Genomic DNA, 14,564 nt, shown 5'->3' on the forward strand with positions numbered 1-14,564 from the left:
CGTCCTTAAAATTTAATTTTAGGAGCTTCCTCCAAAGCTGCGCGTTGCTCTCCCAAGTCAAACATCACTTCTTTACGGAAACCGAACATACCTGCCAGAATATTGGAAGGGAATGTCTCTACTGCATTATTATATTCTTTGGTAGCAGAATTAAAATAACGGCGCACGGAAGAAAGCTTATTTTCCAAATCGGCTATTTCCTCCTGCAACTGAAGAAAGTTTTGGTTTGCTTTCAAGTCCGGATAGGCTTCCAATGTTATTTTCAATCCACTCAAAGCAGAAGACAAGGCATTCTCTGCTACAATTTTCTCGTCAATGGTTTTGGCACCGATAGCCCCGTTGCGGGCATTGATAACCCGCTCCAACGTATCTTTTTCGTGAGCCGCATATCCTTTTACGGTTTCCACCAGCTGAGGTACCAGGTCATGGCGCTGCTTTAGCTGAACATCGATGTCAGCAAACGCATTCTCGCGGTTATTACGCATTTTAACCAATGAATTATACATGGAAACCAACCAGGCTGCCAAGATAACGACTACTACAATCACAATAATTGCTGTCATAATTTTCTCGTTTTAAATTGTTGTTACCTGCAAACATACTGATTTTATCCGGCAGTATGTATTCTTTTTCAAATAATTTACGTTTTTACTCAAATTCCAATGAACCAAAGAAATCGGGTCTGTGGAAATCCGGCTTTTCTATGTTGATGGGGTTCCACGACAAGAAATGTGGAGTTTGCAATTCATCACCGCACTTATAGAAGTTAGCCTTTATCGTCTGTCCGTCCAATGAAGTAATCTGGTGCTTAAAGAATACTGTATAAGGAATGACCAAAGCCACTTCCCAAGTACATTCCCCTATCCGTTCTTCAAAAGGCGTACGGCCCAAGCTCGACCAACGAGACACTTTTTCCATCACTTCACGCGGTGCATGTTCCCGATTATTCCGCTCTGCTCCTGCCCCGACCAAAAATGTGCCGATACAGCTGCACTCCATATTGTAATACACACCATCGCCTGCGGGAATTGAAAAAAACTCCATACACGAATCAGTCCAGACCGCTCCGTTATCTTCTCCATATTTGGCACGAACACTGCCTTCGGTCACTTTGTAATGTATTAAAATGGAATCGGCCGTATGCGCGATGCGAAAAGCAGCTTCAGGATGATAAGGATATTCCTTCCAATTTACAATATCTATCTTTTGAAACGATACGCCTTCATTGTCCAATACTTGAGGCACGGCTTGTGCATCATTGACTGATGCAGTTATTTTCTTGACTTTCATGGTTTTCTTTTTTAGATTATTGAATTTGTTTTGATTTTGTTCTCGCAAACATACAAAAAAGAGTCGACACTCGGAAAGAATCTTTCTTTTTTCGAGAATGATGAAAGGATTATTTTCTATCTTTGTCCTGCAAAACAAAAACTTAATTTACATTTTACACAATATCTAAAAAACTACTTAATTTATGAAATCAGTTAACCGAATCTGTTTAATGATGATTCTTTGCTGTGTATGTTGTATAAACATTGCACAAGCTGCTGTTAATCCCAAACCTTTTGTTATCCCGGAACTGAAAGAATGGAAAGGCAACGAAGGCAAATTCATTCCTACCGAACAAACCCGCATTGTTTACCCAAAAGGAAATTCTGAATTGCAACGCATCGCCCGGATGCTGGCAGATGACTGCAATACCTTATTTAATCATACTCCGCAGATAGTGGAAGGAAAAGGAAAGAAAGGCGACCTCATTCTTTCACTTAAAAAAGACAAATCATTAGGACAAGAAGGATACGCCATTCGCGTTACCGACCGAATCGAGCTGACCGCCCCCAAAGCCATCGGTGTATATTGGGGAACACGTACCCTGCTGCAGATAGCCGAACAAAACAAAGAAGACCTGGCTCTTCCCAAAGGTGAAATCCGTGATTATCCCGACTATGCCATGCGTGGATTTATGATTGATTGCGGACGAAAATTCATTCCTATGTCTTATTTGCGCGATTACGTGAAAATCATGGCATACTACAAAATGAACACACTGCAAATTCATCTGAACGATAATGGATTTAAACAGTATTTTGAACAGGACTGGAACAAGACTTATGCAGCTTTCCGCCTGGAATCGGATACTTATCCCGGACTCACGGCACGTGACGGATTCTATACAAAAAAAGAATTTATCGATTTGCAGAAGTTGGCAGAAGAATGTTTCGTCGAAATCATCCCGGAAATAGATGCGCCTGCCCACACATTGGCATTCAGCCATTATAAACCCGAGATAGGAAGTAAAGAGTATGGAATGGATCATCTGGATTTGTTCAATCCCGAAACATATAAATTCATGGACGGACTCTTTAAAGAGTATTTGGAAGGAGAAGAACCTGTCTTCCGTGGTCCACGCGTACACATCGGCACAGATGAATACTCAAACAAAGACAAAAAAGTAGTGGAAAAATTCCGTGAGTTTACAGACCATTATATCCGTTATGTAGAAGGCTTCGGAAAACAAGCCTGTGTATGGGGAGCATTGACACATGCCAAAGGAGAAACTCCCGTAAAAGCCGAAAATGTAATTATGAGCGCCTGGTATAACGGATATGCAGAGCCTAAAGAAATGGTTAAACAAGGATACAAACTTATTTCCATTCCCGACGGTTTTCTTTATATCGTACCTGCTGCCGGTTATTATTATGATTATCTGAACACGGAAGAGCTATATAACTCCTGGACTCCTGCCCACGTAGGTAAAGCTGTCTTCGAAGAAAAAGATCCTGCCATTCTGGGAGGTATGTTTGCAGTATGGAATGACCATGTAGGAAACGGTATCTCTACCAAAGATATTCATCACCGCACGTTCCCGGCTTTACAAACTTTAGCCGTAAAAATGTGGACGGGAACTGCAACTTCACTTCCGTATAATGAATTCAATCGCATGCGCGAAATGTTGAGCGAAGCACCGGGAGTAAACCAAATGGGACGTATCGGCAATGCGCCGGGACTGGTATACGAACAAGCCAATGTTGCTCCCAAAAGCCGCACACCACATCGTGAAATCGGTTACGGTTATCGTGTGACATTTGATGTGGAAGGTGCAGCAGAAACACCGGGAACCGAACTGTTCCGTTCACCGGATGCCGTATTCTATCTGTCCGACCCTATACGTGGAATGTTAGGTTTTGCACGTGACGGATATTTAAACACATTCAGTTACAATATCCAACCGGGCCAACGTTTAAATATCGGTATAGAAGGAGATAACAAAGCAACACGTCTGTTCATCAATGGGAAATTAGTAGAAGAACTGAATATCCAGCAACGTTTCTTTGATAAAGAAGGAAAAACAAAAATGAATTATGTCCGCACACTGGTATTCCCATTAGAACAGGCAGGAGAATTCAAAAGTAAAATATCCAACTTGAAAGTTTACAAGAAATAAACTGAAATCGACCGTCTTTTATTATCCGGACACGGATTTTACGGACATAAGGAGCCGAGCTCTTGAATCCGTAAAATCCGTGTTGTTTATTCGTGAAGAGCAGGAATTATCTCCTGCTGTTACTATTATTATTCTTCTTCATTCCTTGTCTTTTACCCATCTCCTTTCTCATTTTATCTCCGATTCTTTTTTCCATATTATACATTTTCTGTATTTGTTTCGGTGATAGGAATTTACGGAATTCATTATAATATTTCTCACGAATATCCAGCATCTTGCGGCTCTGAGCAAAACGAGCCTTTATTACTTGTTCTACTTCTGCATCCGTAAGCGTAGAACGAGGAGCACGCGGATTCATATCGCGGACAGCACGCATTTCTTCCATATATTTGGTGTATACAGGTTTAAACTTAGCAGTCTCCGCATCATCCAATGCCAGTGCATTTATGAGCTGATTACATTGCATTTTCTGCATCTGTTCCTGACCGAACTGCTTTCTGTCCATCTTTCCTTCTTTTTTACCTTGTGCAAATATTGCCATTTGACTACCCATAAAGAGAGCTACCAACACCATAAAAAACTTTTTTGTCTTCATAATCTATTACTTTTTAAATAAATAATTAATTCATAAATATGTCATACTCTGATAATTCCACCCATTCCTCTAACTCATCATCCGGCATTTCGGCTATAAAATTATCCATTGCATCCGAATATGAGTAGTCAATACCGGTTGCCACAAGTAAAGAGTTGGAAGATACTTGTTCCGCTTCCGGAGTACCGGCAGGAAAGAAAACCAATCCCAACACCATCGCTGCCGCTGCCAGTGTTGCCGCAATCACCAACCTCATCCGAAGTTGTTTTTTATGTTTTTCCACTTTCGTACGTGCCGATACCTGTTCCTGCATCCGGTCAAAGAAACCATCCGGTGTACGATAAGGCATCTGCTTTCCTATGTTTTTAAAATCAAATTCTTTCTCCATTCTATCCTTAATTATTAGTCATATATTCTTTTATTTTCTCTTTGGCATAATGATAATTCACCTTCAACGTTTCCGCCCGCGTATCGGTTATCCGGCTAATTTCCTCATAATCCAATTCATCATAGTAACGCAGGTTAAACACGATACGTTGTTTTTCAGGTAACGAAAGAATGGCTTGTTGAAATTTCACTGCCATTGCATTATCGTAATCCACATAGTCGGATGCCATCAATTTATTCATTAATTCCTCTTGCACTTCCTCGGCAGAAACAGCCTGCTCTTTTCGGCTGTTCAAGAAACGGAGACATTCATTGGTTGCAATCCGATACATCCATGTGCCCAGCGAGCTCTCTTCCCTAAACCGGTCAAGGTGACGAAAGACACGGATAAATACTTCTTGCAGTATATCCTCCGCATCTTCGTGGGAAACCACCAAGCGTCGGATGTGCCAATATATAGGTTGCTGAAAATTCTCCATCAGCAATTTGAATCCATGTTCCTTATCAGAAGCGCAAGCTTCCCGGATTTTATCTTCATTTATCATCTGTTTCTTGCAATGTTTATCAGTTAGAACCTTTAAAAGTAACGAAGTTAAATGTGCAACGGTGGATTTTACATTAATTAAATATCCGAGGCGCATTTCTTCCAAACAATAACAATTGTAGGGAAATCCCTATAATCAAATAGGGAAAAGAACCCAATCATATCGAATTCCCTGCCTATCTTTGCCTACACATAAAAACAACATTATATGAAAAGAGTAAAAGAAACACTAGCCGTTTTATTTTTAAGCCTTGTTCTCGGAAGTTGCGGGAGCTTAATGGACAATAACATATTACTATCCATTCACAAAGGTATGACACAGGAAGAAGTGACCAAACTGCTGGGACGCCCCGACTATCGCCGGTTCGACGAACAAGGAGAGCAATGGGAATACAGGAAAGGAGGAGGAATAGGACACTATGGAACCACTATCCTGATTGATTTCAAGAACAACCTGGTAAGCAATTTGGATTCTTTTGAGAGTGTCCCCACTCCTCCTGCGGTGGCAGTATGTCCTCCCGCACAGGTGGAATCTACGGTTGTTGCTCCTCGTCCGCCACATCACAACGGACACCGTCCTAATTATCCCCAAATAACGAGTGACAATGATTTCCAACAATTATACAATAAGATAAAACAGAAACCTTTCAAAGATGAACAATTGGATATATTGTCATTAGCCGCCGGACACCGTTGGTTCAGCTGCCAACAATGTGTCAGACTCATGTCTATCTATACCTTCGACGATGATAAACTGAAAGTACTGCAAATACTGGCAACCCGCATTGCAGACAAAGAGAATTATGATAAGATTATCAACTCACTTGACTTTCTATCCAGTGAAGACAAAGCCAAAGAAATGCTTGGCATTCCCAAAAAACGATAATCATTTTCTTCACTCGTATATAAAAAAGTCCTGCCATAACCTACTTAAAACAAATAGTAGCTATGGCAGGCATTCTTCTGAAAAGGCAAAGGGAATATGCCCTATTCATCAAAAATTACTTTATGCCCTGATAATACGGATTAGGTTCGGTAGGAACAGGCGCATGTGTATCATCAATCCACTTCATAAGCTTGTTATAAAGTTCTTCCTTTTTTTGAGGATTAAGTCCTGCCATATTCCTTGTCTCTCCCAAATCTTCTTTCAGGTTATACAATTCCATTGACTTATCCTCGTAATTATAAATTAATTTCCAATCACCCGAACGAATACTTGAATAAGGTCGCGCTCTGAAATCCTTACCGCCATTGAGATACGATTCCAGATATGCCGGAAAATGCCAAAATAAATCCCGTTCTGTCTCCTTATTTTTCACAACCTCAAAGATATCTCTTCCATCCGGATTTCCCGATGTTTCTCCTTTGGCAAGATGAACAAAAGTAGGATAGAAATCTACTCCGATGACCGGAACAGAAGTGCGTGTGCCTGCCGGTATTTTCCCGGGCCATTTGATAATCAAAGGAACACGCGAACCTCCCTCGTATGGCGTCCCCTTCCCGCCGTGAAGAGGATAATTATCAGTCACCGGTTCGGAACCGCCATTGTCGGAATAGAATATAATAATGGTATTCTCTTCTATTCCCATCTCTTGAATGGCACGACATATCTTTCCTACTCCATCATCCAATTTCTCAATCATCGCAGCATATACAGGATTAGTATGGTACTTTCCTACAGGTTTATTCTTGTATTTATCAACGACCGATGCAGGAGCCTGCAAAGCCGTATGAACCGCGTGGTGAGAGAGATGAAGAAAGAACGGAGCATCTTTGTGGGATTTTATAAAAGAAACAGCCTCATCCGTCAAGCGGTCGGTAAGGTATTCTCCCGGTGTTCCTTTCTCCAATCCCAAATGGCATTTACTTTTATCGGGCAGACAATAAGGATAAAAATAAGAATAAGGCGAGCCGGCCCGGTTTCCTCCTACATTCCAAATGAATCCTTGAGAAAGAGGGCCTGTTCCGTCTGCGTCATCTCCCAAATGCCACTTTCCGATATGCCCACACCGGTATCCCTGTTGCCGTAGCGCTTCAGCCATCGTCACAAAATCGGCACGGACATCATCCGTATTGGCGATTGGAATCAATTTTCTCAGCCTACGGTCACCCCGGTCGGGAGGACTAACGGTATATACACCGTGACGGGGTGTGTACATGCCTGTCATCATGCAAGCCCGGCTGGGTGCAGAATTTGCTGCAGCAGCATAGGCGTTATCGAAAAGCAATCCTTCCGCAGCCAAACGGTCTATATTCGGAGTTTCATAATAGTCACTTCCCATCACTCCCAAATCAGTCCAGCCCAAATCATCTGCAAGAATGAACACGATATTAGGTTTCGTCAACTTCGTCCTTGGCTCCTTTTGAGCAAATGCAACCAATGGCGTAAAAGATAGCGCACAAAATAAAAATCGGACAGTCCTTTTTTCCATTATATTATTATTCCCATAAAATCTATACAAACAGTTACATCCTAAATTTCTTATTTTCAGCCGGAACGGTAGACTGCTTCATCATTATTTCCATTTTCTTCACTACATCAGGGTATTTAGCTGCCACATCATGCTCTTCTTTGATATCATTATCCAAATCAAACAATAACATTTTGGTATTGCCTTTCTTTATATTCTTCAATAGACCTTTCCATTTTCCCCAACGTATCGCCTTTTCTCCATCCAGATCTGGAAATTCCCAATATAAGAATGCATGTGCTAATTGCTTATCCTTCTCACCTAATAATGTAGGTAAGAAACTGATTCCGTCCGTTGGCGGGCATTTCCTCTTTACAATTTCGGCAAATGTAGGCATTATATCCTGAAAAGAACAAATATGATCAGTTTCAGTATTTGGAGCTATTTTTCCAGGCCATATAAAAATGGCCGGAACCCGTATACCTCCTTCATGCAAAAAACATTTACCCCAACCATACTCTGAATTGAATAAACCTCCACTATTAAACCAAGGCGAGTCTGAACCTCCATTAAAAGTCGGACCATTATCAGACGTATAAACAATTAACGTATTGTCATATAGCCCATCCTTTTTCAATTTGTCTAACAACTTACCAACTTGCTCATCAAAATAGCTAATCATAGCTGCGTAAGTCGCATGAGGATAACGACATGGCAAATATCCCTTTTCACCGGTATAAGGTTTTTCATCACCAAATTTTTTTACATAATATTGTACCCATCTTTCAGGTGCCTGCAAAGAGACATGTGGCAATGGAGTAGTCCACATAACAAAAAAAGGAGAAGTTTTATGTTGATCAACAAAACTAAGCAACCTGTCAAAAATCAGATCATTAGCATATTCTTTTTGCACATATTTATCATAACTGGCAGAATTATATGGATCAGCACCTGCTTCTAATAACTCTGAATGTGGATTCATTACCCTATTTTTCAAATATATACGTTGATCATTATCATACAAAAACGGTGGATAGTAAGTATGTGCTTGACGCTGACAATTATATCCGAAAAAACTATCAAACCCTTGCTTGTTAGGAACTCCTTCAGAACCCGGATAACCCAATCCCCATTTTCCAAAACATCCCGTAACATATCCCGCTTGTTGCAACATTCTTCCCAAAGTCATCGTTCCTGCCTTTAATGGATATTGCCCTTCTAATTCCTTATGCACATACATAGAATCATAGTTACTTACAGCTCCTCTCGACGCCATTTCGTCATTTCCACGAATCTGTGAATGCCCCGAATGCATCCCTGTCATCAGCACACAACGAGATGCTGCCGAAACAGGAGAACCAGAATAATGTTGAGTGAACTTCATTCCATTCTCCCTTAGTTTATCTATGTTGGGAGTTTCTATTTTCTGTTGTCCATAACACTGCAAATCTCCATATCCCAAATCATCCATCAATATATAAATAATATTAGGACGTTGAACGACCTTCTGAGCTTGCATTACACTACACGAAAATAAGGAGCAAGCTATTATCAGCTTTTCAATATTCATATTATTTTTCTAAAATTTAATTAATCAACAAAACACACATAAAAATGAAACAAAAAAAGAAGACAAGAAAGACCCTCTCGTTTCCTTTTCAAGAAACCAAACAGTCCTTCTTGTCTCAATTTATCAAAGATAAAACATAATTTACCAACCAGGATTCTGTTCTAACTCAGGATTCAACAATATTTCAGTTGTCGGAATTTGATATAAATAATATTTTTCCAACCAACCCTTACCTTCTTTCAACGGATCATTAAAGAGGAATATATTTCCTTCCGTCATGGAACCATTTGTCCCGTCAGAATAGCCCGTAGAGGGATTATACAAAGTCATATTATTTTTCGTTGCATCATCTTTGCTCATCCAAATACCTATTGCTGGTTGATTTACAAACCAGGGTGCCATACGCCAACGACGTACATCATAAAAACCAAATCCCTCACCCATTAATTCTATAATACGTTCACGACGAATCTCCCACAATACTGGGTCAACCATGATACCACTATCATTACCCTTCGGATAATATTTACCTCGCCCCGGATCAAAACTTTCATTTATTTCTGCTACGACCATCTTAGCAACACCAGCACGATCACGCAATTTATTAATTGTTTTGTCAGCAACACCTTGATCAAAAGCTCCTAGTTCAAACTTGGCTTCAGCTTCATTCAGCAAAACCTCTTCAATCTTAAAAATAGGCTTATCAGATGTATTCACTGCACCATTATTGAAGTTCTTTTCCCAATTACTCCAATGTTTCCATACATAATAGCCAGAACGACAAGTTACAAATGCCCCTGTACCCAAACGAGGAATTTCAGAAACAAGAGATCCACCCCAGTTTTGTCCCGGTAAACGTTTCATACCAACACCTGGATTACTACAACTTGTATTGGCACCCATAATATCAATATATTCACGATCTGCCGGATTATCTGTATACGACCAAGTTTCATAATCACCCTTTCCGGATTTAACTTTATAAGGAGGCATAACAGTATGATACAAACGAGGGTCACGATCACGGAATTCAGCATACATATCTTTTTCACCGTGATAACCGGATGTTTCATTCATAATAGGCTTTCCATTCTTCATTAAATAAAGATTAACTGTGTTATGGCTCATTTCTACATAATGAGAAGAAGTATGTTCAACATGCCCCATGCTATGCTCATTCATATTCTCTACATAAGATTTATAGAAAATAACTCCAGGTATTCCTTCCAAATCGGGACTAATCCACATTTCACCATATCCGGCGGCAGGTTGGTTGTCTGTTCCTTTATACAATATTGGATAGTCCTTCATTAATAGTTCCGAAACACGTACACATTCCTGAAGATATTTTTCATAATCACCCAGTTCATGATATTTTCTCCATGTACCTTCACGCAGAGTAAAACGTGAAAGAGCAGCACGTACACAATCCTGATTGATAGTATTCTTTCCATCTTCTGAGGTGAAATTACCAATATTCTCTTCTGCCCATTTCAAACGCTCCAAAACTTTATCTGCTACTTCCTTTCTATCCATTCGAGGTCCATAAACTTCAGGAGAATCTTCTTGTAAAACTTGATCTACCCAAGGTACCGCACCGAAACGATCTATTAATTCCATATACCAATAAGAATGGAAGAAATACCCCACAGCACGCCAATGATTTTTTTGTTCTTCTGTCATGCTTGAATCATCAATATGAGAAAGCATAATATTGATACGGCGAATAAATGATTTAAAATCCCAACCATTACCACTTGCTACATTGGCAACTGTCTGATAAGCAAATTTATTATAACCACTTTCATATTTTTGCTCTAGATAACCGGCGTCTAAATCAGCTTTATAACTTCCATCTTGTGCATAACTCTTAAAAGAGGTGCGGATGGTATTATTTGTAAACATTTCATAACAAGGCCACATAAAAGCCTTGAAGTTATCGTAGGAATTAAATGCATTATCCTCTGTCAAATCTGTCACTGGTGCTTTTTCCAAAAAGCTATCGTTACAACCGGAGAGGCCGATTCCTGCGAGAATAGCTAAACTTATAAATAGTTTTTTCATATACTCGTACTAATTTTAAGGTTTACAATGTTATATTAAGTCCGAAAGATACGGTACGGAATGCTGGGTAATCCCATGATAAAGTTTCCGGATCAATACCTTTCGGTAAAGATGAAAATGTTGCCAAATTTTCTATACTAACAAATGCTTTCAATTGTGACAACGCAATTTTTGTAATCCATGCCTTCGGGAATGTATACGCTAACGTAACATTCTTAATACGGAAATAAGATGCATCCGACAAATACCTGTCTGACTGACGGTAATTAGAACCCTGATTGCCATAATTACCATAAATACGCGGAAACTCTGCATTAGGATTAGCAGCTGTATAATCTCCGTTCGCAGCATCTACCGGTTGCCAATAGTTACCCAAGTCTTTATACAAAGGAATGAACTTAAAATCAGAATACATCGGGAATGTCAACGTATTTGCAATCCATGCATCACGTTTTCCCGTTCCCTGCATGAAGACATTCAAATCAAAGCCCTTATAATTGGCACCCAAATTAATTCCGTAGAGATAACGTGGAGTTCTGTTACCAATCACTTTACGGTCGCCCGGATTACTGACCGTATTATCACCACTGGAAATCATATTGGTTCCACGGTCATCATCCATCAGATTTTTAAACTTCACATCACCCGGACGAGGATTATAACCATCAATACTAGGTACACCCTCTTTCAACTTCCATGAAGATGTATCGGTAAAATCATCCACGGTATAGAAACCGTCGTATTCATATCCCCAAATTTCTCCTAAATCTTTTCCTTCATAATAGTTCCAGAAGGTAGAACCATTGCTCAAAGTGCTGGTTAATATGCCGGATTCATTCGAATTATACTTCATAATCTTTGATTGGCTGTCTGACAGGTTAAAACCTACACGATAACCAACCTTTCCGATTTGATCACGCCAATTCAAACTCACTTCCCAACCACGAGTACGCATATCTGCCGTATTCTGATAAGGAGCATCAGCCCCTACTACCCCCGGCAACTGCATACCCGGAGCAAGCATACCGTTGGTATTACGCTGGTACCAGTCAAAAGTACCAGTAAAACGATTATTAAACATAGAAAAATCAAGACCGAAATCCAATGTCCCTACTTTTTCCCAAGTAAAATTATTACTTACTAATGAAGGTATAGAAGTAATGGCAGTCACTTGATTACCATCGACTAACCAACCATTATATTTATTATTAATACCCATTGTCGGAATAAACGAATAAGCCGGCACATTCTGATTACCAATCATACCATAAGAAGCACGTATTTTTAAAGAGCCTAACCAATTCTGAGTACTTTCCATGAATTTTTCCTGAGCTATATTCCAACCCAATGAAACGGATGGGAAGAAACCATAACGTGAATCTTTGGGAAATTTAGAAGAACCGTCATAACGTCCGTTTACTTCTAGTAAATATCTATCCATATAATTATAATTTACTCGGAAAAAGCCACCACGCACAGAATACTCATTATACTTATCAGTAGCCTTTAAGGTAGAAGTTCCAGCACCTAACGAAGGGACTTCAACCACTGCTTGTCCATATGAATAAGCTTCCATCGTTTCGCGATAACTTGATTCCTGATTAAAACCTACCATTACTTTAAATTTATGATCATCTAAAGCAAAATCATAAGTTCCATATAAATTAATAGAATTGTAATCTGTGTATCTTTTCGTTTTCTGCAGATAATCATTGGTCGGAGTTATATTTTTACCACCCTGAACGGTTGTATAAGCCACTTTACCTGTATACCAATGATAATCATACATATTCTTATCATAAGTATATTCAAAAGCAACTTGAAATCCTTTAAATGGTTTCAAGATAGACTTTAAAAATATACGAGGATTATCATACAATGTTTTAGCCGGATTCGACCAACGAATCTGATTACTCGGAGTAAAAAATGGCAAACCGTCTGATGCTGCATCCGACATACCCTCCGGCATATTTCCTTCCGGATAAAAAGAAGCCAAACGTGTTGAGTAGATTGCCCCTAAAGCAGACTTAGGTTCCATATTTTTACTGTGTGCGTAACTGAATGTAGCTTCCTGAGTAAACCATTTGGTAATATCCGCCGAAATAAATCCACTTACATTCATACGCTCATACTTATCTTTATTAGTGATAAGTACTCCATCGTGTGAAATATAACCAGCAGATAAACGATAACGTAGTTTATTGGTTCCACCTGTCATAGAAATATTATGTGTCTGCTGGAAACTTGTTTCAAGCATATTCTTTACCAAATCTTTTTCATTCATATAATATATCCCCCCATCTGCATCTTTATAAATGCCATCACCTACAGTCGGAATAGAAGACGGATTATTACGATATTGTTCCAAATATCCTAACCATTTGGTTACACTTGGTGAGCCCATTGTCCAAAATTGATCTCCTGCAGCATCTGAATAGGCCTTCAAGTACTCTGTCAAAGGCGCCTGTTCGGGCAAATTCATAGCTGAAGCAAATGCAAAATTATTGTTATAATTCAATTGGAAGGTAGTCTCACCTTTCGGGCGTTTGGTTGTTACCAAAATTACACCACCGGCAGCGCGCGCACCATAGATGGCTCCCGAGGCAGCATCTTTCAATACGGTAATAGTCTCAATGTCTTCTGGATTTATCATATCCAAATCTCCCTCCACATTATCAATCAAAACCAAAGGTTTAATTGTTGCACCATAAGAGCCATCATCATTTTTAATACCCACCGAATATGCGCCACGAATCTGAAAAGATTTACTCTTTCCGGGAGCATTACCGTTACTGGAAACCAACAATCCGGGAACAGTTCCCTGCAATGCATCTGCAGCTTTGGAAAGGGGGCGATTAGCAATCACTTCATCCATCTTTACAGAAGCAACAGCACCGGTCAGGTTGGCTTTTTTCTGAGAGCCATAACCGACAACAACTACCTCATCCAATGTTTCGGTATCTTCCTGAAGAACAACCTGAACAGTTTTAGCATCACTGACAGTCACTACCTGCGATTTATAACCGATATAAGTGATTTGTACCTTTACCGGCAATTGTGAAACCTCCAAAGAAAATTTTCCGTCAAAATCCGTGATACAGCCGTTGGTTGTGTTTACCACTACGACAGAAGCCCCGATAATCGGTTCCTGAGCGGCATCCACAACAATTCCGGAAATTGTAGTCTGTCTGGTCTGTTGAGGCTTATAAACAGAAATACGTTCCCCTTCTACTTCATAACGTATATTCTTACCGGCAAATAAAATCTCCAAGACTTCCTTGACACTCTTGTTCTTCACATCAATGGAAATCTTCTGATTCGTATTTATATCATTATTACGAACCAAAAAAGAATACCCCGTTTGTCTTTCAATTTCACTGAAGACTTGATTCAAGGATACCGAACGATGCTGCATGGAAAGTCTTGCCTCCTGAATAGGCAATGCAGCGAAAGCAACATTTCCCCATAAAAGGAATGAAGCTGCCCATGCCAGAGGGACCCAATGTCCCCTGCGAGTCTTGCAAAAAGTTTTTTTCATACTTAGAATT

The 14,564-nt window shown here is 39.8% G+C and carries 11 protein-coding genes; 2 read left to right on the plus strand and 9 right to left on the minus strand.

The window, feature by feature from the left end:
* Positions 1 to 5: 5 nt before the first annotated feature.
* A complete protein-coding gene (locus HMPREF1534_RS09245) occupies positions 6 to 563 on the minus strand; it encodes a LemA family protein (protein WP_005940440.1) in 558 nt (185 codons plus the stop codon).
* 85 nt (positions 564 to 648) lie between these two features.
* Positions 649 to 1,290: a carbohydrate-binding family 9-like protein gene (locus HMPREF1534_RS09240; protein ID WP_005940442.1), complete on the minus strand. Its 642-nt coding sequence runs from the start codon at positions 1,288 to 1,290 to the stop codon at positions 649 to 651.
* A gap of 184 nt (positions 1,291 to 1,474) precedes the next feature.
* Here HMPREF1534_RS09240 and HMPREF1534_RS09235 point away from each other — a divergent pair, with 184 nt between their 5' ends.
* On the plus strand, positions 1,475 to 3,445 hold the full coding sequence (locus HMPREF1534_RS09235; RefSeq protein WP_005940444.1) for a family 20 glycosylhydrolase: 1,971 nt from the start codon (positions 1,475 to 1,477) through the stop codon (positions 3,443 to 3,445).
* Positions 3,446 to 3,551: 106 nt separating this feature from the next.
* On the opposite strand, the gene HMPREF1534_RS09230 is transcribed toward HMPREF1534_RS09235, so the two are convergent.
* From HMPREF1534_RS09230 to HMPREF1534_RS09220, 3 genes are read right to left on the minus strand one after another with little or no spacing between them, the layout of a single operon-like run.
* The gene (locus HMPREF1534_RS09230) at positions 3,552 to 4,040 is read right to left on the minus strand and encodes a hypothetical protein (RefSeq protein ID WP_005940447.1); all 489 of its coding nucleotides are present in this window, start codon (positions 4,038 to 4,040) and stop codon (positions 3,552 to 3,554) included.
* A gap of 25 nt (positions 4,041 to 4,065) precedes the next feature.
* Positions 4,066 to 4,428: a hypothetical protein gene (locus HMPREF1534_RS09225; RefSeq protein WP_005940450.1), complete on the minus strand. Its 363-nt coding sequence runs from the start codon at positions 4,426 to 4,428 to the stop codon at positions 4,066 to 4,068.
* A gap of 7 nt (positions 4,429 to 4,435) precedes the next feature.
* Positions 4,436 to 4,972: an RNA polymerase sigma factor gene (locus tag HMPREF1534_RS09220; RefSeq protein WP_005940453.1), complete on the minus strand. Its 537-nt coding sequence runs from the start codon at positions 4,970 to 4,972 to the stop codon at positions 4,436 to 4,438.
* A gap of 207 nt (positions 4,973 to 5,179) precedes the next feature.
* Between HMPREF1534_RS09220 and HMPREF1534_RS09215 the strand changes: the two genes are divergently transcribed.
* Positions 5,180 to 5,857, plus strand: coding sequence for a DUF4476 domain-containing protein (locus HMPREF1534_RS09215; protein ID WP_005940455.1), 678 nt, complete (start codon positions 5,180 to 5,182; stop codon positions 5,855 to 5,857).
* A gap of 115 nt (positions 5,858 to 5,972) precedes the next feature.
* On the opposite strand, the gene HMPREF1534_RS09210 is transcribed toward HMPREF1534_RS09215, so the two are convergent.
* The 4 genes from HMPREF1534_RS09210 to HMPREF1534_RS09195 all read right to left on the minus strand — a co-directional run bounded on the left by HMPREF1534_RS09210 (position 5,973) and on the right by HMPREF1534_RS09195 (position 14,554).
* Positions 5,973 to 7,316 (minus strand): sulfatase, encoded by a 1,344-nt coding sequence (locus HMPREF1534_RS09210; RefSeq protein WP_018452394.1) that lies wholly within the window; start codon positions 7,314 to 7,316, stop codon positions 5,973 to 5,975.
* Positions 7,317 to 7,437: 121 nt separating this feature from the next.
* A complete protein-coding gene (locus HMPREF1534_RS09205; protein ID WP_005940459.1) occupies positions 7,438 to 8,952 on the minus strand; it encodes an arylsulfatase in 1,515 nt (504 codons plus the stop codon).
* Between the two features lie 141 nt (positions 8,953 to 9,093).
* On the minus strand, positions 9,094 to 11,016 hold the full coding sequence (locus tag HMPREF1534_RS09200) for a RagB/SusD family nutrient uptake outer membrane protein (protein WP_005940461.1): 1,923 nt from the start codon (positions 11,014 to 11,016) through the stop codon (positions 9,094 to 9,096).
* Positions 11,017 to 11,038: 22 nt separating this feature from the next.
* A complete protein-coding gene (locus HMPREF1534_RS09195) occupies positions 11,039 to 14,554 on the minus strand; it encodes a TonB-dependent receptor (protein WP_005940463.1) in 3,516 nt (1,171 codons plus the stop codon).
* Positions 14,555 to 14,564 lie beyond the last annotated feature (10 nt).

The sequence above is a fragment of the Phocaeicola massiliensis B84634 = Timone 84634 = DSM 17679 = JCM 13223 genome, from assembly GCF_000382445.1.
Classification (GTDB): Bacteria; Bacteroidota; Bacteroidia; order Bacteroidales; family Bacteroidaceae; genus Phocaeicola; species Phocaeicola massiliensis.

Bases quoted from the DNA above. Each gene is read 5' to 3' on its own strand.
- HMPREF1534_RS09230 (WP_005940447.1), bottom strand. From the start codon at position 4,040: ATGAAGACAAAAAAGTTTTTTATGGTGTTGGTAGCTCTCTTTATGGGT.
- HMPREF1534_RS09225 (WP_005940450.1), bottom strand. From the start codon at position 4,428: ATGGAGAAAGAATTTGATTTTAAAAACATAGGAAAGCAGATGCCTTAT.
- HMPREF1534_RS09220 (WP_005940453.1), bottom strand. From the start codon at position 4,972: ATGATAAATGAAGATAAAATCCGGGAAGCTTGCGCTTCTGATAAGGAA.
- HMPREF1534_RS09245 (WP_005940440.1), bottom strand. From the start codon at position 563: ATGACAGCAATTATTGTGATTGTAGTAGTCGTTATCTTGGCAGCCTGG.
- HMPREF1534_RS09200 (WP_005940461.1), bottom strand. From the start codon at position 11,016: ATGAAAAAACTATTTATAAGTTTAGCTATTCTCGCAGGAATCGGCCTC.
- HMPREF1534_RS09205 (WP_005940459.1), bottom strand. From the start codon at position 8,952: ATGAATATTGAAAAGCTGATAATAGCTTGCTCCTTATTTTCGTGTAGT.
- HMPREF1534_RS09240 (WP_005940442.1), bottom strand. From the start codon at position 1,290: ATGAAAGTCAAGAAAATAACTGCATCAGTCAATGATGCACAAGCCGTG.
- HMPREF1534_RS09195 (WP_005940463.1), bottom strand. From the start codon at position 14,554: ATGAAAAAAACTTTTTGCAAGACTCGCAGGGGACATTGGGTCCCTCTG.
- HMPREF1534_RS09235 (WP_005940444.1), top strand. From the start codon at position 1,475: ATGAAATCAGTTAACCGAATCTGTTTAATGATGATTCTTTGCTGTGTA.
- HMPREF1534_RS09215 (WP_005940455.1), top strand. From the start codon at position 5,180: ATGAAAAGAGTAAAAGAAACACTAGCCGTTTTATTTTTAAGCCTTGTT.